17 protein-coding genes and 2 pseudogenes are annotated in these 19,636 nt (G+C 58.4%); 3 read left to right on the top strand and 16 right to left on the bottom strand.

Annotated elements, in window-relative coordinates:
- Nucleotides 1-132: 132 nt before the first annotated feature.
- A complete protein-coding gene (locus Q8P46_03180) occupies nt 133-342 on the top strand; it encodes a hypothetical protein (GenBank protein ID MDP2619171.1) in 210 nt (69 codons plus the stop codon).
- 45 nt (nt 343-387) lie between these two features.
- On the opposite strand, the gene Q8P46_03175 is transcribed toward Q8P46_03180, so the two are convergent.
- From Q8P46_03175 to Q8P46_03145, 7 genes are all read right to left on the bottom strand, one after another.
- Entirely contained in the window at nt 388-1,083 is a 696-nt protein-coding gene (locus Q8P46_03175) for a hypothetical protein (GenBank protein ID MDP2619170.1), read from the bottom strand.
- Between the two features lie 750 nt (nt 1,084-1,833).
- The gene (locus Q8P46_03170) at nt 1,834-2,883 is read right to left on the bottom strand and encodes a histidine kinase dimerization/phosphoacceptor domain -containing protein (GenBank protein MDP2619169.1); all 1,050 of its coding nucleotides are present in this window, start codon (nt 2,881-2,883) and stop codon (nt 1,834-1,836) included.
- A 149-nt stretch (nt 2,884-3,032) separates the two neighbouring features.
- Nucleotides 3,033-3,683 (bottom strand): Crp/Fnr family transcriptional regulator, encoded by a 651-nt coding sequence (locus tag Q8P46_03165; protein ID MDP2619168.1) that lies wholly within the window; start codon nt 3,681-3,683, stop codon nt 3,033-3,035.
- A gap of 1,060 nt (nt 3,684-4,743) precedes the next feature.
- Nucleotides 4,744-5,280 carry a hypothetical protein gene (locus Q8P46_03160; GenBank protein MDP2619167.1) on the bottom strand — a complete coding sequence of 179 codons (537 nt, stop codon included), beginning with the start codon at nt 5,278-5,280 and terminating at the stop codon, nt 4,744-4,746.
- The gene (locus Q8P46_03155) at nt 5,273-5,491 is read right to left on the bottom strand and encodes a hypothetical protein (GenBank protein ID MDP2619166.1); all 219 of its coding nucleotides are present in this window, start codon (nt 5,489-5,491) and stop codon (nt 5,273-5,275) included. Before Q8P46_03155 ends, Q8P46_03160 begins: the two co-directional genes overlap by 8 nt.
- Nucleotides 5,492-5,519: 28 nt before the next feature.
- Nucleotides 5,520-6,113 (bottom strand): site-specific integrase, encoded by a 594-nt coding sequence (locus Q8P46_03150; protein MDP2619165.1) that lies wholly within the window; start codon nt 6,111-6,113, stop codon nt 5,520-5,522.
- A gap of 217 nt (nt 6,114-6,330) precedes the next feature.
- A complete protein-coding gene (locus Q8P46_03145; protein ID MDP2619164.1) occupies nt 6,331-8,631 on the bottom strand; it encodes an AAA family ATPase in 2,301 nt (766 codons plus the stop codon).
- Between the two features lie 72 nt (nt 8,632-8,703).
- Here Q8P46_03145 and Q8P46_03140 point away from each other — a divergent pair.
- Together Q8P46_03140 and Q8P46_03135 are read left to right on the top strand one after the other, a co-directional pair.
- Nucleotides 8,704-8,865 (top strand): annotated as a pseudogene (locus Q8P46_03140) (recombinase family protein).
- Nucleotides 8,866-8,887: 22 nt separating this feature from the next.
- A complete protein-coding gene (locus tag Q8P46_03135; protein ID MDP2619163.1) occupies nt 8,888-9,067 on the top strand; it encodes a hypothetical protein in 180 nt (59 codons plus the stop codon).
- A 559-nt stretch (nt 9,068-9,626) separates the two neighbouring features.
- On the opposite strand, the gene Q8P46_03130 is transcribed toward Q8P46_03135, so the two are convergent.
- The 9 genes and pseudogenes from Q8P46_03130 to Q8P46_03090 form a co-directional block, all read right to left on the bottom strand.
- Nucleotides 9,627-9,899 (bottom strand): hypothetical protein, encoded by a 273-nt coding sequence (locus Q8P46_03130; protein ID MDP2619162.1) that lies wholly within the window; start codon nt 9,897-9,899, stop codon nt 9,627-9,629.
- Between the two features lie 11 nt (nt 9,900-9,910).
- Nucleotides 9,911-13,300 (bottom strand): DEAD/DEAH box helicase family protein, encoded by a 3,390-nt coding sequence (locus Q8P46_03125; protein MDP2619161.1) that lies wholly within the window; start codon nt 13,298-13,300, stop codon nt 9,911-9,913.
- On the bottom strand, nt 13,297-15,396 hold the full coding sequence (locus Q8P46_03120; protein MDP2619160.1) for a DUF262 domain-containing protein: 2,100 nt from the start codon (nt 15,394-15,396) through the stop codon (nt 13,297-13,299). The genes Q8P46_03125 and Q8P46_03120 overlap by 4 nt, the downstream gene beginning before the upstream one ends.
- A 1-nt stretch (nt 15,397) precedes the next feature.
- Complete coding sequence (locus Q8P46_03115) at nt 15,398-16,537, bottom strand: restriction endonuclease subunit S (protein ID MDP2619159.1); 1,140 nt, start codon at nt 16,535-16,537, stop codon at nt 15,398-15,400.
- Entirely contained in the window at nt 16,534-18,075 is a 1,542-nt protein-coding gene (locus tag Q8P46_03110; GenBank protein ID MDP2619158.1) for a class I SAM-dependent DNA methyltransferase, read from the bottom strand. The genes Q8P46_03115 and Q8P46_03110 overlap by 4 nt, the downstream gene beginning before the upstream one ends.
- A gap of 13 nt (nt 18,076-18,088) precedes the next feature.
- Nucleotides 18,089-18,424, bottom strand: coding sequence for a HigA family addiction module antitoxin (locus Q8P46_03105; protein ID MDP2619157.1), 336 nt, complete (start codon nt 18,422-18,424; stop codon nt 18,089-18,091).
- A 13-nt stretch (nt 18,425-18,437) separates the two neighbouring features.
- Nucleotides 18,438-18,713 carry a type II toxin-antitoxin system RelE/ParE family toxin gene (locus Q8P46_03100; protein MDP2619156.1) on the bottom strand — a complete coding sequence of 92 codons (276 nt, stop codon included), beginning with the start codon at nt 18,711-18,713 and terminating at the stop codon, nt 18,438-18,440.
- Between the two features lie 287 nt (nt 18,714-19,000).
- Nucleotides 19,001-19,222, bottom strand: a complete 222-nt coding sequence (locus Q8P46_03095) for a hypothetical protein (GenBank protein MDP2619155.1) — start codon at nt 19,220-19,222, stop codon at nt 19,001-19,003.
- Between the two features lie 24 nt (nt 19,223-19,246).
- Nucleotides 19,247-19,504 (bottom strand): annotated as a pseudogene (locus Q8P46_03090) (zincin-like metallopeptidase domain-containing protein).
- Nucleotides 19,505-19,636: the final 132 nt, after the last annotated feature.

Below are 19,636 nucleotides of genomic sequence, written 5' to 3'. Positions count from 1 at the left end.
ATTCAACGATCAATCGCATCAATTAATGGAGCCAAATGGGAAATCCGGGATCAGGATAGTGGCCCCTCATCGCAGCTACGTGCCCATCGGGCCATTGGAGAACGGCAGGGAAGGTGGAATCCGGTTGGCAAGGTGACAAGCGGGAAAGTCTACAAGTTGACTCCGCCATCCGACCCTGTGCTGCTGAACGGCAATACGCTCTGCGGCATGCCGGAGCCGGTCACATATGTAGTGCTTGCGCAGTCGTCGCCGCGGAGCCTGGGCCTGACGGTCTTCACCGGCGCAAATCCGCCGCAGGGATTCGGCGATCAGTCCTGTGCCGCCTATTTCTATGAGCGGTAGAGGGGGCGTGTTTTCCAGATTGGCCGTTATCACTCTCGCGCGGTATCAGTCCTTCTGACAATAAAGCAGAGCGACGTTCTTGGAGCGGGTTTCAGACGCCGTCCGGGGTGAGTCGTTCGTCCCGTCGGAAACTGGGTTACCGGTTTTGTTATCATAACTTGCATTAGAGTTAAAACCATCAATAGTGTCAGAGCTTCCGAATCGACCCAGCAGGTCATTATCAAAGGCATGCTTATGGCCCTGGAATGCGTCCGCCTGCGTACTGCCGACGCTGCGCACGCCGTCCGGGTCCTGACAACCCGACGAGGTTAGGCAGACGCCCCTGACGAAGCGGCCCTTGGCGGGCGTGTATTCGCTCCAGCCCGTCGGGCACGAGGTAAGATTGAAGGCCATCACAGCGCCGGACGGCGTGCCACTGGGCGCATCTTGCGTGCAGTCAATGACACCGCCATTGACGTAGCACCACTTGCCTTCGCTTAGCGTGTTCACCTGCGGGTCGGATTCAGTAAGAACCGGGGCGTCGGCCGCACAATTCACAACGCTTCCGTCGGTCGTGCACCATTTGCCGTTGGTGAGGGTGCCGATCTTGGGATCGGATTCCACGCCAACGCCGCCTGTACCGGCCACCCATTTGCCGGACATGCTGTCATAGGTCAGCACATCGGCATCGGCGGGGGCGAGCGCGTCATCGACGTCGGTGAGTGTGGCAAGGCTCGGGTCGATGGGGATGCTTCCCAGCATCACGCGCCAGTTCGTGCCGTCGCAATATTGAAAGACCTTGCGGTCGTCATTGTAGACAACCTTCTTTTCAGGCGCGGCGGGATTGGTGCAGTCGGCGCGAGCTTCCTGTGCAAACGCGATAAGGAGGAAAGCACTCAGGCAAACAAACTGAACGACGAAAGACCTTATGGGCTGCTCCTGTGGGCTCGTGGTGAGTTATCGATCGGATCGGGCTGGCCAAAGATCACTTCGAACTTGCAGGCGCCGAAGGGTGTTTCCATCACACCCGGTTCGTTCGTGCCGCGCGGAACCAGCACCCCGCCAGCCCGCCGGCAGCCTTCGAGCTCGGTCACGTCCGCGTACTCTGCTTGCTTCGACGCTGCACCGGTTTCGGCGCACGATGCGGCCGGCAAACAAGCGACCAATAATATCCTCAAATATACTGCACGATATATAAACGTTCCCTTTTGCATTACACAATATTAGCACAGATATTGTAGGGCAAAAGTTAATTCGTGCTCAAAATATAGTTATGCATTATTTTGCCTGTCCGCCCCACTCAACAAAGCGCTGGCCTGGTCGCACACTGCAATGACCCTGCATAAGGGAACCGTTTTGCCGCGATTCGGTCGGCCGCATCACTTCCGCTCGTGAAACCAAGGGAGACGTGCTCGACGATAGCCGTCAGGACCGAGAAGCGCCAAGTACGGACATTGCGCCGCGCGATAGAGCGCGACCCCCGACCGAAAGGAAGTGAGCCGCCAGTCAAGGCTATCTCATGCTGGCGAGTGGGGAGGCCCCTGGAGCCAATTTTGGCTCATCGCCGTCAGGTGACGGCAAGATTAGGCGCACGGTCGTACCCTGGCTGTCGCTCTCTCGCGCGACCTGGCCGCCGAGCTGTTGGGCAAAGCCTTCGACCAGCCGGCCGCCGAGCCCGGAATCGGCGCGTCGAAGATCGAGCCCTTGGCCATCGTCGGCGACCGTCAGGCGAAGCTCCCCGGGGAGCCGCTTTAGCGTCACCATGACCGTGCCTCTTGTCTCGCCCGGAAAAGCATATTTGACGGCATTCGTCACAAGCTCGTTCACAATGAGCCCGATCGGAATTGCTCGATCGGTCGGCAGGAGCGCGCTTTCGATGTCGGTCTTGAGCACGATAGATGTGCCGTCTTCCTCATTGACTGCTGAGATCAGGTCGCGGCATAACTCATCCAGGTAGGTCGCCGCATCGACCGCCTCGACCATGTCGGCTTTGCTAAGCTTGGAATAGAGCTGCCCGAGTGCGTTGATTCGATGCGAGACCCTTTCAAGCGCCGCTTTGCCCTCACCGCTCTTGTGGCTCCGCGCTTCAATGCTGACCATCGCCGCGATAATCTGAAGGCTGTTCTTGACCCGGTGGGTCAGCTCTTGCAACAGCATGCCGATACGCTCGCCAGCGACCACGTGCTCGCGCTCAAGCATCACGCGCTCCGTGACGTCTTCGATCACCAGGAGGATCAGTTGCATCTTGTTGCCAGGCCGATAAACCTTGCGCGCGTTGAGGCACATAACGCGCCGGCCGATTGATGGGAAGGACTGTTCGACTTCGAAGTCCTCGAATGTCCTTTCGCCAGAACTGATGGTATCGAGCGCGATGCGGAGCTTGTGAACGCCCCACTCTCCTTTGCCGATCTCATAGAGCTTTCGACCGACCGTATGCTCTGGCGCGACTGAAAATTTGTCGCAGAAAGCGCGGTTCGCGAAGCGGATGGTCAGATCGGGCTCGAGCACGAGGAGACCTTCGCGGATCGTCTCCACGATATCCAGTGGGTCGACTTCGCGCATGGCCGGCTCCTCCGCACCTTCTGATGACGGGGCTCATCCAGCAAGAATACGAACCTGCTAGAGAGGCCATCTCCGCCTCGCGCCAGCTCTGATTGTGAGCGAGTTGGGGTGTGTTGTCGGTAATGTACATTACCAAATCCCTGGGTCGCTCACTTTATTATGTATGTTTTGGGAAGACGAAGGCCGATGCGCTCTCGGACTAACTGATAACATTCACAAGATGCCTTCGTCAGGCCCTGCCGATTGAGTATCGTGACTTGCCGTCGACCGCGCGCGATCAGACCTGCACGTTCCAACTCCCGGGCAGCATTCGTGATGGTCGGCCTCTGGACCCCCAGCATTTCGGCTAGTAGGTCCTGAGTGATCGGCAGTACGTCATCGTCACTGCGGTCACGCATCATGAGCAGCCAGCGCGCCAGCCGCTCCTTGAGGCTGTGCGCACCGTTGCACGCTACGGACACCAGGACCTGCTCAAGAAAGGCCTGGACATAAGCGTGTATGAGACTTCGGAAGGACGGCATCGACTCCATGGCGCGTGTGAACGCCCCGCGCGACATCTTTGCTGCGCTCCCGGGTATTTGGACGAGGAGCCGGACGGAGGAATTCTTGTCACCGAAGACGGCTTGCAAACCGGTGCAACCCTCCCGACCGATCGTTGCCATCTCAATGATACTGCCGTCCGCATAAACCGCCACCACCGAGACGACACCGCTATCGGGGAAGAATACATGGTCGAGCGAACTATCAGCGTCCATCAGGACCTGCCCGTGTTGGCAGTGAATTTGCTCAAATTCCGGCATGAGTCGCTTTAGATTGCGGGGTGGCAGGGCAAGTAAAAGCCGATTGCGGGGCCAATTTGATAAACCATTCATATCCATAAACCGCGCCTGCATCGCGTCAGTTCCAAGTGGAAGCGCGCTGTGGCGGCGAATCTATCATGCTCACACAGCTCGAAACAAAAGCACCGTGACCGACGGAGCTGGCCCTGCGACGAGCATTTGGCACGGCGTTATGCCTTGCGCCTCTCAGTTCCTAAGCAAATGGGTAAACCATCTTTCTCGTCTCCTGGAACTCGATGCCCGGCTAAAGGTTGTCAAACTAGCGCAGTTAGGATGCGCAGTCCGGAGCATTCCGAACACAAGGAAGAGGTAACATGGATACCACCACGCTTCTCATCATCGTTCTTGTCGTTCTGCTACTTGGCGGCGGCGGTTGGTACGGCCGTGGACGTTGGTTCGGTCGTTAGCCAATCGCAAGTTGGCACTTCTCGCTCTTCGGTATGTGCTAGCAAGCTTTCCGACCTGAGCTGAACATCGTTACGTCCGGCTGGATCGATCTTAGCGGTGAAAACCTTGCGCTTGAGCGCGCGGTAGCCGTTGTGCTTACAAGGACTCTTTGTGTCCTTGAGGTGATACCCCCAAATGAGTGCCCTTCCGCCGCGGATAGATAATCGCGGATGGGGCGGCACCGCGGCCCGATCCTTCGCGATCTGCAGTTGGAAAACCATCATTTCCCCGGTGCGGAACGCTTGCAGCTGGCGACGTGTCACTGCCGGACGCGGTGGCCGCGCTCATCGAAGGGGCTGCCAAAAAGCCTGAAACTGGCGGCCGACTAACCCCGGCGAACGCGCCTTCCAGCAGGATCGGACCGCCTCTGTCAGCGGCACCGCCGCACTTTCCGTCAACGACCGAAATGGGTCAACTGCTGACCTGAGCGGTCGGCGGACGAGTGTCCGATCGCGGTGGCAAAGCGGAAATGTTCGGGGCGCCTCATCGCGCGAAACCGGTCCCTTCTGCACTGTCGGGGACCGGCCTGGAATTTCTATGCATTGGCACCCTGCAAAAGCGTCAGGCAAAAGAGTCAGTTTCCCGGCACCTGTTGATGTTCCGCGGGTATTGTTTGCCGGACGCAGCGAACGCTCAGAGTGTTTTGCTTGTGGAGCCAGGCGAGATCGGCGGTACGGATCGAGATCGCAGCAGCCAGGACGAGCCGATCAGGGTGTTCGCGGGAGGTCCAATGGGGTCCTGCAGGGACCGAATTGCCGGGGGCAAGATTGGCAAGGGCGCCGCGGTGGACGAAAAGAAGGCCGAGTTCTTCGGGTGGCGGCAGCATCCAGTCGTCGTGGCCGTGTGCTCTCAGGTTGCGACAATGGTCACCGGCATTGAGCCAGGAGAGCAGGACCGGGCTGGTATCCTTGGCCGTCGTGTAAATGTTTGTGAGACCGTCGATGGTTCGGCCGAGGAAAAAGGTTCGGTCCGTGCATTGTTGACCGGCGGCGCGGCAATAGTGCGGATGGCGATAAATGCTTTGGGCGTAGAGGGTAGCCGCAACAGCGAACGCTGTAAGCGCAAGCGCAGCAACGATGATGATGAGGCTATGCTTTTTTGTATTATTCATTCCTATCGACATGTTTGGCCAGCTTGGCAATAAAATCGCGGGTCCGGTCAGGGCCAGCGGATTTGAGAAGTATGCTCACGGCCTCGAAGGCAATGCCTTTCGCGACATATTCAGGATCGCCGCCGCGAGCCATGATCTTTTTGTAAATGGTGTATGTGGCGGCGCGCCCCATTTCCATCTGCGCGATCTGGCCATCTTTCGGTTCCGTCATCAGTTCGGCTTCCGTCCTTTCAAGTGTCTTAGCCCCACATCTTTTCCATGATCTGGTGCTCCTCGTCGCCGACAGCGTCAGCGTAGATCGCCGTGGTTGAGAGCTGGGCGTGCCCCAGCCACTTTTGCACCAGATTGAGCGGGATGCCGGCAGCGACTGCCTGCACGCCGAAACCGTGCCGGAAACCTTTCGGCGAGGCCTGCGGACCCGCTAACCCGGCCCGGTTCAGGATCTCCTGCACGTAGCGCCAAGCGGTCGTACGCGAAAACGGCCATAAGAGCTGGTCGCGTCCGCCGCCCCTTCCGTTCTGCGCTTCCCTCACAGCATGGGCGAGATTGAGCGCGTCGGTCAGCGCCGGCGGAACGGGTACGGCTCGATAGATGCCACGGCGACGCTTCTTCAGCGTCTCGAAAATGATCGTGTGTGAAGTTAGATCGACCCTGTCGGCGGTCAGGGCCAGTGCCTCCGAGATACGGCACCCCGTGTAGGCAAGCACCATGGAGAAGGTCCGGACCTCACGGGGCGCCGTCTCGGCTGCTGACAGGAATGCGTTTCGTTCGGCGGTGGTCAGATATTTCCGTCGACCATCTGGATCATAGAGTTGAAACTGTTCATCCGTCATGTGTTTCAGGATGAACGATACAATTGCTTTCAGTCGATAGATTTTTACAAGTTATCCCGATGTTCTTGCTTGCGGGCGGGAGATAATCTGAAACAGAATTACCAATAGTGTTGCAGGACGCGGCGGAGTAGCCGCCGCGTCCTGCAACCACGCCAGCAAGGTGGCGGCGGAAGTCTATTGGAGGGACTGAGCTTCCGCAGCCCGGCAGCAAAGCTCCCTACAGCCCCCGCGTCAGGTCGAGGACCCGGCGGCACCATTCTTTTAGTTCTTCGGTGCTGGACTCGTCCGCAGGATTGGCGCGCACGGCGGCATGGCTGTCTGCGCGGGAATATTCGTTGATATCGCGCAGCTCTTCGAGCGCACCCTTATAGGGATGATCCTCCGGTGCGTCTTCGAGTGCGCGGATGATTTGATCCAGGCTTGCGTCCGGCACAAATAGCGATGGGTCGCCGCTCCTGTAAAAGTGTTCGCATACCGTCCGCAGCCTCGTCCTGACATGCGATGGGTCGTGCGGTTCGCCTCCGACAAACTCGTCGAGGTTCATTCTTTCGGAAACATGCCGGGGCCGGGTCTCAGCCTCGATGTCATATGGAGCGATCGTCGTGATCCCCGGCGCACCGGTTTGTAGGGCGAGCGATGAAATTATGCCATGATCGATTTTGTCCCAGACGTGCCGCAAGAAATATTTTTCATGCGAGAGCACGATCGTTTGTAAAGCGCGCCCGCATAGTTTCCTGATTTCTATGGCGGTAAACCGCCGGCGGAATTCGTCGAGACTGGTGAACGGATCGTCGAGCACGATGATTGTATCGGCCAATTCGGGATCGGCGTTGACCTTCGCAAGAAAGAGCGCAAGGGCCAGTGTGGACTTGTCGCCGCCGCTGAGCGTATTCCGGAAACTCGGCTTGTCGAGGTCCACGCTGCGCGGCGACACCGGCACTTCCTTGATAAGGATATTGTAGCTGGCCGTGGGCTCCCTTCCCCCGCGATAATCGGGCGCGCGGTAATCGATCCTGAATCCCGCCGCAAGGCGTTTCAGGTAAGTGTTGATCGCCGTGCCGAGGCCGGCGGTGATGGTGCGCTCGTGCTCGTCGAGCGCGGCGCGCACCTCGGCCTTTTCCTTCGCAATCGTTACTCTTTTGGTTTTCCATTCGCCCAGTGTCGCGGCCAGGGCGGCGATATCGTCCTCAAACCGCCGCTTGGCCGCCTGCAACAGCTTGAGTTCGTTTTCGAGGCCGGGCAGCGCTGCCGGGTCAATAGAATCCTTGAGCGTCTTGATGGCCGTAAGGAAGGTTTCGATCTTCGTGTTGGTGGCGGCGAACTGGGTCCGCCCGCCGTCCCACGCGGCAAGTGCCGCATCGGCGTCTGCGCCTGAAACCGTTTCTGTCAGGTTCGTCTGTTTTTGTGAAAAGAGCGTATCGAGGGCGGTGGCGGCGTCCTCCATCTGGGAAATTATGGCATCCGTATCGCCGATATCGGGCGGATCGAGTTTCCCCGCCTCGCGCCAGTACTGGAAATGCCCGGTGGTCTGCTCGGCAAGCCGCGAGACTGTTTGCCGGAAATCTCCGCTCTTATACCGGCCAAGAGTGTCACGGGCCTGCTTGACCGACGCGCCAAGCGCCTTGTAGGCCTCGCTAAAGAAATGCTTGTAGGCCTCGACAAGGGAGCGGTCGGTAAGAGGCTGGCCGCAGAACGGGCAATTATCGGTATGAACGAATGCCATGCCCGTTTCAAGCCAGCTTTCGTGCGCGGTGTCGCCCTGCTGAGGCTCGCATTCATGCGCGGCGATATGGGCGCGGACCCTGGCCAGTGCGTCTTCGGCGATCTCGTCGATGGACTTGCCAAGGTGATCGCGGAGCTTTTCGGTTTCCATTGGAACGGGAAACCGGGACGGTTCGGCGGCGGCCTTGAGTTCCTTGGCGCGCCGGATGCGCTGCACCTGTGAATCCTTGTCGGCGATGGCCTTGTCGATATCCGGGCGGGCTTTGAGCGCGAGGAAAGCGTCAAGCTCCATGGCTGGGAGGCCGATGGTGTGGAGAACGGCTTTCAGTTCGGATTCCGCTGCAGAAATTGCTTTGTTGTTTTCGCGGTTCTCGCCGTCGAGTTCGACGATGCGCCGGACGCGCCGCACGCCTTCCTCGCCGACGACAAGGCCGTATTGCCGTCTCAAGTGATCGGCGGAAACGATATCGCCGGAGAACACATTGTCGTTGATAAAGGCGCTGTCATAGACGGCGATACGCGGGCGCGGGCCGGCCCATGCGCCGTTTTCGAAAACGGCGTTCTGGGTGCCGAAGCGCAGCACGGCTTTTGGCGGCGCGTCTGCGTCCAGGGTCTTGCGCCCGGCCAGAATGGCGGGGTTGTTGGTGGTAAGGGAGCGCAGGATATCGGCAAGGGTGGATTTGCCCCAGCCGTTCTCGCCGAAGATGATGGTGCAACGGTCGAAGGTCGCGTCATTGGTCGGGCGGGCCGTTTCGAACCGCCCGATATTCTGAATGAACTTGACCTCCTTAAGCATCGAGAACCTGCCTGAGCGCGTCCACCAGCGCGTCGCTCGCTCTGATCTTGTACTCCCATAATAACAGCACGTCGCAGCCTAACCAGCCAGAGGGCGCAGATGGACGCGGCGCGGCCTGAAGGCCGGGTGATTTTCGGCATTCTGGCGACGCTGGCCGAATTTGAGCGCGAGTTGATCCGCGAGCGGACAAAAGCGGGGATGGCGGCGGCGAAGCGGCGGGGGCGCTTGGGCGGGGGCGATGAAGGGACGAAACGAAATGGTTGAGGTGAAAGGTTTTTCAAAAGAGGAAGCAAAGAGGCTGGTAGGATCGCCGGTGATGAAGCGTGTCCTGCAAGAAGAAAACCCTGCCTTAAGCCGGGGCAAATCGGCAAGGTCATGGGGGCGAAGGCGCAAAGGCAAGGAGAAACGTAATGGTTCAAAACACTTGGCCGCGTGATCAATACACCGGTGTAGGTGGCGGCAGATATACGGGAGTGGGCGGCGGCATGTACACAGGCGTCGGAGGTGGCGCATACACCGGCGTGGGCGGCGGTCTTTACACCGGGGTCGGAGGGGGAATGTATACGGGCGTCGGTGGAGGTCTTTATACGGGCGTTGGTGGAGGGCTATACACGGGCGTTGGGGGTGGCCTTTATACGGGCGTTGGGGGTGGCCTTTATACCGGAGTTGGCGGGGGCCTTTACTCAGGTCCGGGAGGCGGTCTCTACACAGGCCCCTGTGAAAACCCCTACAGAAGCAACATACCGCCTTGGCCCGTATTCATTGAGTATCTGGAGAAACATGGGATGAAGGATATCGCAGAGATGCTCAGGGGGCATGGTCTGTAAAATCGACTGCTTCCTTGGAGGTCTTGAATTCTGCACGCGATTCCGCGCCAACGTGCCGCGCTGCTCGGCGTCACGTGGCGACGCTGCGGCAGGCGCTGTATTCACGGGCAAGCCGGATGCGCCATGTAATGGAAAGTTGCAGCCAGTCTGTCGAAACGTCGGGGCGTTTCATTTCACCTTCGTGCAATCGTCCACGACGCGCAAAAGCACGTCGATGAAAGCGCCTCTCACCTCGGCCTGCTTGGCGTGGTCGAGTTTGCGTTGATATATCCGCCGCGCGTTATCGCACGGTGGATTTTGATTTTTTTTGGAAGATAATTGATGCGACGGCTCGGGTAAGCACGCAGGTTTTGCACGCTCCAAGCTCTTGTTTTCACTGGCTTCCGAACAGCGCGCAAAAGTCTTGATTTTTGCACGGTCAGGCGCGGCGAATCTGGTCACTTGGGAGCTTTCTAGGCAACAGCTCGATTCCTCACCTTATCGAGAAGTTGGACAAGCTCTTTGACTTCCGCAGGCGGGAACAGGCCGCTGACGCCTTGGTCGTCGAAATCTGTAAATGGGCTTTCATAAAGACGGCGCGGGTCTATAACGCCGCGCTCGGTCAGATAGTCGAGAATCAGATTGATGAACTCGATCTGGTTGGCGTTCAACGTCCGCCCGTCCATGAATTTAGCCAAGGCGCGCTTGGCTGCCTCCCGGTCGAGCCCGATAAGCGAGCGGATGAAGAGCCCAAGCCCCCCTTCGGTGCGGATGTGTTCCAGCTCGTCGGCGCTGCCGACGCCCTCATCGAGGAATATGCTCTCCAACTCGGCAAGATCCTGAGGCGTGAGCTGCTCGTTCCGTTTCAGCTTCTGGATCGTGATGTGATCCTGGTGCTGGGACAGGAAGTGACGCACCTTCATCAGAAAACGTGCCTTGTCGGTGCCGGAGCCAGTGATCGGCAATTCGACATCAACGCCCGCGCCTATCTCGTCTTCAAAGTCCGTATAAACGATCTTGCGGGCGTCAGGCTCGATCAGCTTAACGAGGCTGCGCAGACGGCGACGCAGGTTCTCCAGAATTGGCAGATTGATCCCCTGCCAGTATCCGTCGGTCTGCACCTCCAGGATCAGTGCCATCTCGGCAGCAACCATCGGGACATTGCCCAGCTCTTCGAGCTGCGAGGCTATGCCCATGATCCGGGATTGCAGATTTACGAAACCAGGATCGGCATGCAGGACCGCGAGCTGTGTCATCAGGATCAGGTAATCGAACTGCTTCGCAGCCAAATCATCGTCCACAAGCGCGCTCGGCAGGCCTGCAACCTGCTCGGCCAGCTCCGCGCGGGCTTCGGGTGTCAGCTGTTCCCAAGCTTCTTTTGCCTGGAATTTCTCGACAAAGCGGCGCTTCGGCCGGACAATGAAATTGTCGAGGCTCATGCCCGCGACCTCATCGAATAGCCGCCCGGCTACGCTCTTGCGCAGGGTAATCAATGGCTCGATGTCGGCTTCACTGACCATCTGATCAATCTCGCCGATCAACTCGACGCGGGCGACAAACAGCTTCTCGCTCAAGGATGCGCCCAGGGCACCGTCCGTCATGGCCGGGTTCTGGTTGAAGAACTCAAAATTCTGACAGAAATCAAAAACCAAAAACTGGTCTTTATGCCGCCCTGGTCCGAACAGGTCCGGGCGCAAGCGCGTGCCGCGACCGATCATCTGCCAGAACTTTGTTTTGGAGCGGACAATCTTAAAGAAGACGAGGTTCACAACCTCCGGCACGTCGATGCCGGTGTCGAGCATATCAACCGAGATCGCGATATGCGGCGCCCGATCAGAATTGGAGAAGTCATCGATCAGCGACTGCGCGTACTCGGTCTTGAAATCGATGACGCGGGCAAAATGCCCCTTCAGGTGCGGGTAATTCGCATCGAACCGTTCCGCGATGAACATGGCGTGGTTGTGGTTCTTGGCGAAGACGATGGTCTTGCCGAGCCGGTCGCCGTCCTCGACCTTCAGCCCGTGGGTCATGACGTGCTCCAGCACCTTGTCCACGGTGTCCGCGTTGAAGAGCCATTTGTTGACGGCTGTGGCGTCTACCTGGTCAGGAACCTCGCCATCCTCGGCCCATTCGAGCGCGTCCCATTCCTCCTTCTCCTCCTCGGACAGATCGTCATACTTGATGCCCTCACGCTGAAACTTCAGCGGCACGGTGACAGCCTTCGGTGGCACTAGAAATCCGTCCGCAACGGCCTCATCCAGATCATAGGAATCTGTCGGTACACCGCGCTCCAGCTCGAACAGCGCGTAGGTGTCGCGATCAATCTCATCGCGCGGCGTCGCCGTCAGCCCGACCAGCAGGCTATCAAAATAGTCAAAGATCGCGCGGTATTTGCGATAGACGGAGCGATGCGCCTCGTCGATGACGATCAGGTCGAAGTGGCCAGCACCGAAGCGGCGCACCCCGTTCTGCACATCATCAATCAGCCCGACCATGGTCGGATAGGTGGAGACGTAAACGCGTCCTTCTGTTGCCTTGTCGGTGATGAGATTGACCGGAGCAACGTGAGGCAGGTGCGTCTTGAATGCTCCAACGGCCTGTGTCACGAGGGCAACACGGTCAGCAAGAAACAATGCGCGTTTCACCAAATTCGCGCGCATCAGCTGATCGATCAGGGCGATGACGGTGCGGGTCTTGCCCGATCCCGTCGCCATCACCAACAGCGCCTTGCGCTGATGATCCTTGTCGAAGGCTTCGCCGATTCGGCGAATCGCGCGCGTCTGGTAAAACCGCTCAACAATCCCCGTGTCGATCTCAACGGTGGCAAGCGACTTCCGGGTGGTCCGGCGCTGATGCAGCAGCAGCAGCTCGTCCTTCTTCAAAAAACCCTGGACAGGCCGCGGCGGGTAGGTCGCGTCATCCCAAAGCCAGTGCTCATAGCCGTTGGTGTAGAAGATGAGCGGGCGGCGGCCGAACTGCGTTTCCAGGCAGTCGGCGTAGAGTTTTGCCTGCTGCTGGCCAACACGTGCATCACGCTTGGTCCGCTTGGCTTCAACGAGGGCCAGCGGCTTGCCGTCGTCTCCCCAGAGAACGTAATCAACGAAGCCCTCGCCGGTATCGTTGGGCATGCCGGTGACTGGATATTCGCGGTCGCGCTCCTGATCGAGCGTCCAGCCGGCCTCATGCAAGAGCAAATCGATAAAGGCATCGCGAGTCTGCGTTTCGTTGTAGTCATGGGTATCCGCCGCCGCCTGGTTGGCCTTCTTCACCGCAGCGATTTCAGCCTGAAGCCGCGCAATCTCAGCTTCCAGTGCGGACCGCTGCTGCTCTGTCTGAACGCGGGCAACTTCGGCCTGTTCGTGGGCCTTGGCCTTTTCGGCATAGTCTTTGGCCACCGCCTGCAAGCGGGCAAGCGTCGTCGCTTCGACATGGGCGGTCTTGGGCAAAGCCTCAGGCGCGAACTGCCACCCCGCTTCCGGCTTGACGCCCTTAGCGTAGGTGCGAACAAGCCAGTAGGAAAAATGAAACAGCTCGCGCAGCGCCGTCGTCGCCGCCAGCGCGGAAACCGGGCGCGTATCATGCACCGCCCGATTGCCCAGGTCCTTTACGATGCGCGCCTTGGTGACGAGGGCATTGCCAACCAAAGCGCGAAAGCTCGCCTCATGGATGAGCGCTGATAAAGCATCGTCGTAAGGAGAACGCAGCGAACGGTCGTGCGAATACATCCACTTGATCGCCGTCTCCAGCGCCAGCCGCGCGTAGAAGCACGTCGCACGCGGATCACTGAGCGCGGCAGTTTCCGCCTTCCGGGCATGGTCAAAGACCGGTGCGAATTCGGCTTTGAGGAAGGCGAATTGGCTCATCCGCCCCCCTCACTGCCAAGCTGTCTTTCGAGGGACTGGCGAACCAAGCCGACCACATAAGGCAATTCGTCAAGACTGCTCAGTCGCACCTCAACGTCGCCATTGCCCCAACGGCCCAGGCCGGACACGTCCTTGCACAGTCCTTTCGGGTCGCTGATCTCGGCAAAGCCCATATTCAGGGATAGGCGAAGCTGCTTTGCCTGCGGGACCACATCGACGAAGTTGGTCTCGGCCTTGTAAGCCACATAAAGCTTCAAGAACTCTTCGCTGACACAGGGGTCTAAAACGAGCACCTCTTTGCGGAAGCCCTCGAACAGTTCCCGCACATTGGCCGTTAGCAGGTGGGGATGATCCTCGATCGAATAGGTGGCTGTCTCAGCCGCCTTCGGCCGGTAGGCCGCAAGAATCTCGGAGGGTAGCTCCGGCGCCGGCCAGACGTTCGGCGCCATCGCCGCGAGCTTGGCGGCACGCGCCTTAATGGCGGTTTCATTCCATCGGTCGAGTTGGCCAAGCCCCTCATTTACCTTCAGCGGACTTTCGCAAAAGCCGCCGGTCATGTCGCGCTTTTCAAGGAACGGCCGGTCGCTGTACTCCGAATTGTAGCCGGTCAGGGTCAGGTTGCCGAGCGTATGCAGCCAGGTTTGGTGCACGCGCTCCCACTCCGGCCCCAAGACGCTTTTCCAGGATGCAGACAGGGCTTCGTTCTGCGGCATGATGTGCTCGATGGTGTATTCATCAACCGCGACGCGCTCCTTTCGCCCGTGATTTTCAAAGCGGCGCAGCCAGTAGCTCCGACTGCGGAAATTGTACAGATCGCGCGTCTGCATATCGCGCTGGAATTCGTCATCTTTGGGGAAGCGTCGATAGGACGGCAGATTGAGGAAGTGGGCTTTGATGCTCTCCAGATACCGATCCTTCTTCAGCGCCTTGGTGAAGGTCGCAAAGGTCTTGTTCATCGAGTTGGTCGGGATGGCGCAGATTGCCCGGCGGAAGACATAGGCCTCGACGAGCCGGACGGCTTCCACGAAATCTGCCCTGGGTAGCACGTGTGTCGCGTAGTCGTCATAAAGCTCAAGGAGGAACGGATAAGCGACATCAACCTTCAGCTCCCGAAGGTCATGCAGCGCGAGCTTGAGCTCGCCGTCGGGTTCATCCCCTAGCGCCATGGCGCAGAAATACCGCGCAAAATCGCGGATATCTTTGACCAGCGCCTCAATACCGGCCTGCGCCGATTTCGGTGAACGGGCATGCCCCTTGAAGGCCTCGTAGACCTCATCTAGGCGCGGAATCTCGCCGGTCTTCACCGTCAGATAGTGACGCATGAAGGCATCGAAATGCGTGCCGTAGGCCTCCTGCCCGAAGGCCAATTCCATCGGGCGCCAGAACTGCTCGTACAGCCGCGTCTGAAGCACAGGGTCCAGCCCCATCAAGATGAAATTGCGAATGAGATCGGCCTGGCTCAGTTCCCGGCCTGTCGAGTTCATGCTTTCGAAAATGAGCTGCGGGTTGTCCTGGTCGCGGTTGAGAGCGATGTCCACGACGACAAGTTTCGCGAGACCGTTGCAAACCACAGTGAGGTCTCCCTTGCAGCCAGCGATCAGATCCTCGAACAGGGCAAAATTCTGCATCACCCGGATGGAATGATGTTCCGGCTGCTCATCGCCGGAAACTATCGTGGTCAGCGTCGTCTTGTCGGTTTGCGACAGCAACAGCTTGAAATGACGTTCTCCCGTCTCTTCCGGGTTGAGCAGATAGTAGTTGCGCAGCTTGCGCGCGGAGAAGCCGTCCACCGGCTCCGTCTCGCCAAGCGCATTGGCGAGAGCCGCGAGCAATAGAGTGACCGTGGTCAAACGCTGCTGCCCGTCGATCACCAGCAGCGGCGCCTGATGGGAGACCTGGGATAGACCGGCTTCGATGTAGACGATTGAACCAATGAAATGCACCGATATCGCGTCGTTGCTACCGGTACGAACGATGTCATCCCAAAGCTGACGGCACTCCTTGTCGGTCCACGAATAGGTGCGCTGATAGATCGGGATCACGAACTGAGGTGATTTCTTCAGGAATGCAAGAAGCGCAGCTTCAGTCGCTTTCATCCTATAGATCCCCGCGAAAGGCACGGTGTTGGAAAGAAGCGAAGAGCAGCTCAAAAAGAGTAATAGACCTGCGTAAACTACTCATCGCCTGCTCAATCTCACGAATTCTAGATGAAAATTCTTGTTGCTTGTCAATCGGCGGATACGGAACCTCAATATTATTAAGATTTTTTTGTGTTAATTTAGGTTGCGCGCTTCCAGAAACATATTTCTTTAGGTCTATTGATTCTATAAAGAACTCTAGATAACGTAAATCAGCTTCATTATTGTAAGACAGAACGTGAGCATGATTGTTGACCCAAAATTTTCCGTCCGCCATGAAGGCAACAGGTGACGAGCGGGCTATCAGATTGGCACCATCTTCCCCAATCAACAGATGGGTTCCTTCAAATATGAAATTATCTACAAAATCTATAATTCCGGACGCACCATAATAAGGGAATTCCCCCCCCATATCCTCACGATCAGCCAGTTTTACTGGTATCCGTCGACCGTCTTCATTTCGAGCCAGCGTTTCAAATTTTCGGATCGGCCACCCCTTCGAATTAGAAACTGGATCACCAAACATCTCATAGAAAACCGCCTGGCCGAGTTCGTTGAGGCGGTCGAAGGCACGCTGGCGCAGGCGGCGCAGCGCATCGGCCTGATCAAGGATCGCTGCGATGCGCTTCTGCTCATCGAGCGGCGGGAGAGGGATTTTGGATTGCTTTACAATCTTGTCGGACACGGCTGGATAGCTCTGGCCAGTCGCCTGCTTCACCATGTCTGCAACGAAGCTCGGCGATTGAACCCAGTGAAATAAATAACGTCCTGAGAGCCGGTTTTGGTCTGGTCGAAGTACGCAGAAACCCGTCGAAGCTGTCGCTCCCTCTATCTCATCGGGAACAAATGCGACCGCGTTCAAGTTTGGCCTGACTGTAGAGACGAGCACGTCGTCAGCGCAGACTAGCTGGCGTGCCCGACTAGGCGCTTCAGAAGTCGGTATCTCGCCATTTACGGTAATCCTCTTTTCATCCTGCGAGACACTACTGATATCAATATATCGAAACGTGTCGTCGTCGCTGTCACGACCAGGGTTCCAGGTCTGAATCGGCTCGACACATTCGCCGATGGGAACAGCTTTGATCTTTGTCGGACTCATCCCAGCATCTCCTCCAGCTTAATGAGGCCTTCGGAAATCTCGCCCTCGATGGCGCGTAGCTCTTTGATGATCTCGGCAGGTGGAGCATGTTCGGCTTCTTCGTGCTCGACTTCCTTGTAACGGTTGAGAGAAAGGTCATAGCTGCCAGTTGCAGCGATCTCGGCCTTCGGCACGCAAAAGCTCTGCGCCGTGCTTGGCCTGGTGCGTTCGTTTTCGTCGCGCTCCTCCCACCTCATGAGCACATCGGGCAGGTTGTTCTTCGCGTGCTCGTCTTCGCTCAGAGCTTCGGCAGGCGTCGGCCCGAGCTTCTCCGGCGACAAGAGCGCATTGCGCTTGTCGTCAAGCGAGTAGCCATCGGCCTGAAGATCGTAGAACCAGACGTGATCGGTGCCGCCTACGCCAGTCTTGGTAAAGGCGAGGATCGCGGTCGAAACGCCCGCATAGGGCCGGAACGCACCGGACGGCAGCTTGATGACAGCATCCAACTTATGCTCCTCGACAAGCATCCGGCGGATTTCTTTATGCGCCTTGGAAGAGCCGAAGAGCACGCCGTCGGGGACAATCACCGCCGCCCTGCCCCCCGTTTTGAGGAGGCGCAGAAAGAGCGCGATGAACAAAAGCTCGGTCTTTTTCGTCTTGACGACCTGCTGAAGGTCTTTAGCGGTCGCCTCGTAATCGAGCGAGCCCGCGAAGGGCGGATTGGCGAGGATCAGCGAATATGTGCCGGCATCGGCCGTATGGTCCTGGGCCAGGCTGTCGCGGTAGCTGACATCGGGATTTTCGACCCCGTGCAGCGTCATGTTCATCGCCCCGATCCGCAGCATGGTCGGGTCAAAATCGAAGCCGTGGAACATGCGCTCATGGAAGTGCTTGCGCATGTTCTCGTCGCGAAACAGGGCGGCGTGATGCTGGCGGAGATACTCCCCGGCGGCAACGAGGTAGCCGCAGGTGCCCGCGGCGGGATCGCAGATGACATCGTCCGGCGTCGGCTCGGTCAGTTCGACCATGAGCTGGATGATGTGGCGTGGCGTGCGAAATTGACCGTTCTGACCGGCGCTCGCGATCTTGCCGAGCATGTATTCATAGAGGTCGCCCTTGGTGTCGCGATCCTCCATCGGGATTTTGTCGAGCATCTCGACGGCTTTGGCCAGCAGTGCCGGGTTGCTGAAGCCCAGCCGGGCGTCGCGCATGTGCCGGCCATAGCTTGATCCTTCCTCACCCAGAGTCCGCAGGAAGGGAAAGACGTGTTCATCCACCACCGTCATCATTTCGCGCGGCTCGAAATTCGTGAACCGGGACCAGCGCATATCGGCGTAGGGGCGTCCCTTGTCGTCCGCCCCTTCGGGAAAGACACGGCGTTCCATCGGAATGCCGAGCGTTTCGGCTTTGCTCTCTTCCAGAGTATGCAGTTCATCGAGCCTCTTGATGAATAGCAGATAGGTGATCTGCTCGATCACCGAGAGCGGGTTTGAAACGCCACCGGACCAGAAGGCATTCCAGATTTGATCGACTTGGTTTTTTATTCCTCCGGTAATCATTCTCTTTCTCGAATCAAAACAGCCCCGGCTGCGCATCGGCCTTGGGCTCAGGTTTATACCGCGCAACATCGATCTCGCCTTCCCGCTTGCGGGCCTGGGCGATGTCGTAGCTGTTCTGCATCCGCATCAGCGTGTCCATGCTGACGCCGAACGCTTTTTCGACGCGCAGCGCCATGTCCGGGGACAGTGCGGAATGCTCGTTCAGGAAAGCCGAGAGCGCGGCGCGGGTGATGCCAAGCGCCTTGGCGGCAGCCGTCACCGAAAGCCCCATCGGCTCGACGATTTCGCTGCGCACGAAGCCGCCGGGATGCGGCGGATTCTTGAGCCTGTAGTTTCCGGTCGCGGTCATGGCGACCCTCCTTTCAGTGGTAGTCCTCATAATCGAGGTCGATGATCTCGATTTCGGTTTCATCGACCCGGAATGTGATGCGCCAGTTCTTGGAGACGAAAAGGCTCCACGCGCCCTTGCGATCTCCGGTGAGCCGATGGGCTTTCCAGCTCGGGATCGTCTGCAATTCCCTGGCGCTTTCCATGTCTTGCAGGAAAGCGAGGATCTTGCGGATTTTATCGACAAGCGGGGCCGGCAATCCGGTGCTGCTGTCGTCCTCAAGCAGTCGGCGCAAGCCTTTGTGCTTCACATTCCGAATCTTCATTCATTTCAGGATATCAGGCAGGACAGAGCTATGTCAAGTGTCGCTTGACGGTTTACATATCTCTGATGCTCCAATTTGGTTTGCCTTACGTCTCTTAAACGGATCGAAACACAGGGCGGCAATCGGCGCGGGGTTCGAAGCAGGAAGAGCAACGGGCGCATGATCTCGCGGTGTGCGGGGCTGCACGTCCGCAGCCGGAACGGGCGGCTGTGGCGGGCTCGATCAGCGGGACAGAGGCAGAGCCGCTCTCGGTAAATTGGGGCGCGGCGGCGTCAGCCGCCATTGTCACGCAACCATTCCAGCATGGTTGGCTCGGCGTAGCGGCCTGATGCGGCACGCTCGATCTTGGGGCGGCTGTCCTCCTTCAGCTCGAACAGCGCAAGCTGGCGTAGCTGAGCCGCACGCCATTCCTCAAGCTGCGCCTTGCGCAATTCACACAGGCGTTTCCAACTGAAGGCGTGGCCGTCAACAATGAGGATGTCTGGCTTACGCATGATATCAGCCGGGACAGCCGCCGCCTAAGCGGCGGCTGCCTCCCCTGCACCGCCATCCTGCAAGCACTCTGCGGACGGATTCACGTCCTTGGTTCCCTCGGACGATCCGACCGAATGCAGGTAATCGACGGCGCGCTGCGCGTGGGCGGCGGCGGAAAAGATCGCACGGGAGTCATTTTTCAGGGCTTTGAGCCACGAGCCGATATAGGCGGCGTGGTCCTCGCGGTCATCAAGGCGCAGCCCGAGATCGGCGCACAGGAACGCTGCGCCCAACTCGGCGACATATCCTGACAGTCAAGCTTGAAATGCGCAATTTAGCATGCAGGAGACGTTGATGTTTGGCGCGGCGAAGGTCTCAAATGAGCCCGATGCGGACACCGAACCATCGGGAAGCTCCCAACAATTCCTGTCACC

It is taken from the genome of Hyphomicrobiales bacterium (assembly GCA_030688605.1).
In the GTDB taxonomy this organism is placed as follows: Bacteria; Pseudomonadota; Alphaproteobacteria; order Rhizobiales; family NORP267; genus JAUYJB01.
This window is presented reverse-complemented; position numbering and strand designations above follow the sequence as displayed.

Coding starts and splice junctions, on each gene's coding strand:
- Q8P46_03095 (MDP2619155.1), bottom strand. CDS start 19,222: ATGCGTAAGCCAGACATCCTCATTGTTGACGGCCACGCCTTCAGTTGG.
- Q8P46_03105 (MDP2619157.1), bottom strand. CDS start 18,424: ATGACCGCGACCGGAAACTACAGGCTCAAGAATCCGCCGCATCCCGGC.
- Q8P46_03115 (MDP2619159.1), bottom strand. CDS start 16,537: ATGAGTCCGACAAAGATCAAAGCTGTTCCCATCGGCGAATGTGTCGAG.
- Q8P46_03150 (MDP2619165.1), bottom strand. CDS start 6,113: ATGACGGATGAACAGTTTCAACTCTATGATCCAGATGGTCGACGGAAA.
- Q8P46_03135 (MDP2619163.1), top strand. CDS start 8,888: ATGGTTGAGGTGAAAGGTTTTTCAAAAGAGGAAGCAAAGAGGCTGGTA.
- Q8P46_03170 (MDP2619169.1), bottom strand. CDS start 2,883: ATGCGCGAAGTCGACCCACTGGATATCGTGGAGACGATCCGCGAAGGT.
- Q8P46_03145 (MDP2619164.1), bottom strand. CDS start 8,631: ATGCTTAAGGAGGTCAAGTTCATTCAGAATATCGGGCGGTTCGAAACG.
- Q8P46_03165 (MDP2619168.1), bottom strand. CDS start 3,683: ATGCCGGAATTTGAGCAAATTCACTGCCAACACGGGCAGGTCCTGATG.
- Q8P46_03120 (MDP2619160.1), bottom strand. CDS start 15,396: ATGAAAGCGACTGAAGCTGCGCTTCTTGCATTCCTGAAGAAATCACCT.
- Q8P46_03125 (MDP2619161.1), bottom strand. CDS start 13,300: ATGAGCCAATTCGCCTTCCTCAAAGCCGAATTCGCACCGGTCTTTGAC.
- Q8P46_03155 (MDP2619166.1), bottom strand. CDS start 5,491: ATGACGGAACCGAAAGATGGCCAGATCGCGCAGATGGAAATGGGGCGC.
- Q8P46_03110 (MDP2619158.1), bottom strand. CDS start 18,075: ATGATTACCGGAGGAATAAAAAACCAAGTCGATCAAATCTGGAATGCC.
- Q8P46_03160 (MDP2619167.1), bottom strand. CDS start 5,280: ATGAATAATACAAAAAAGCATAGCCTCATCATCATCGTTGCTGCGCTT.
- Q8P46_03175 (MDP2619170.1), bottom strand. CDS start 1,083: ATGCTGGGAAGCATCCCCATCGACCCGAGCCTTGCCACACTCACCGAC.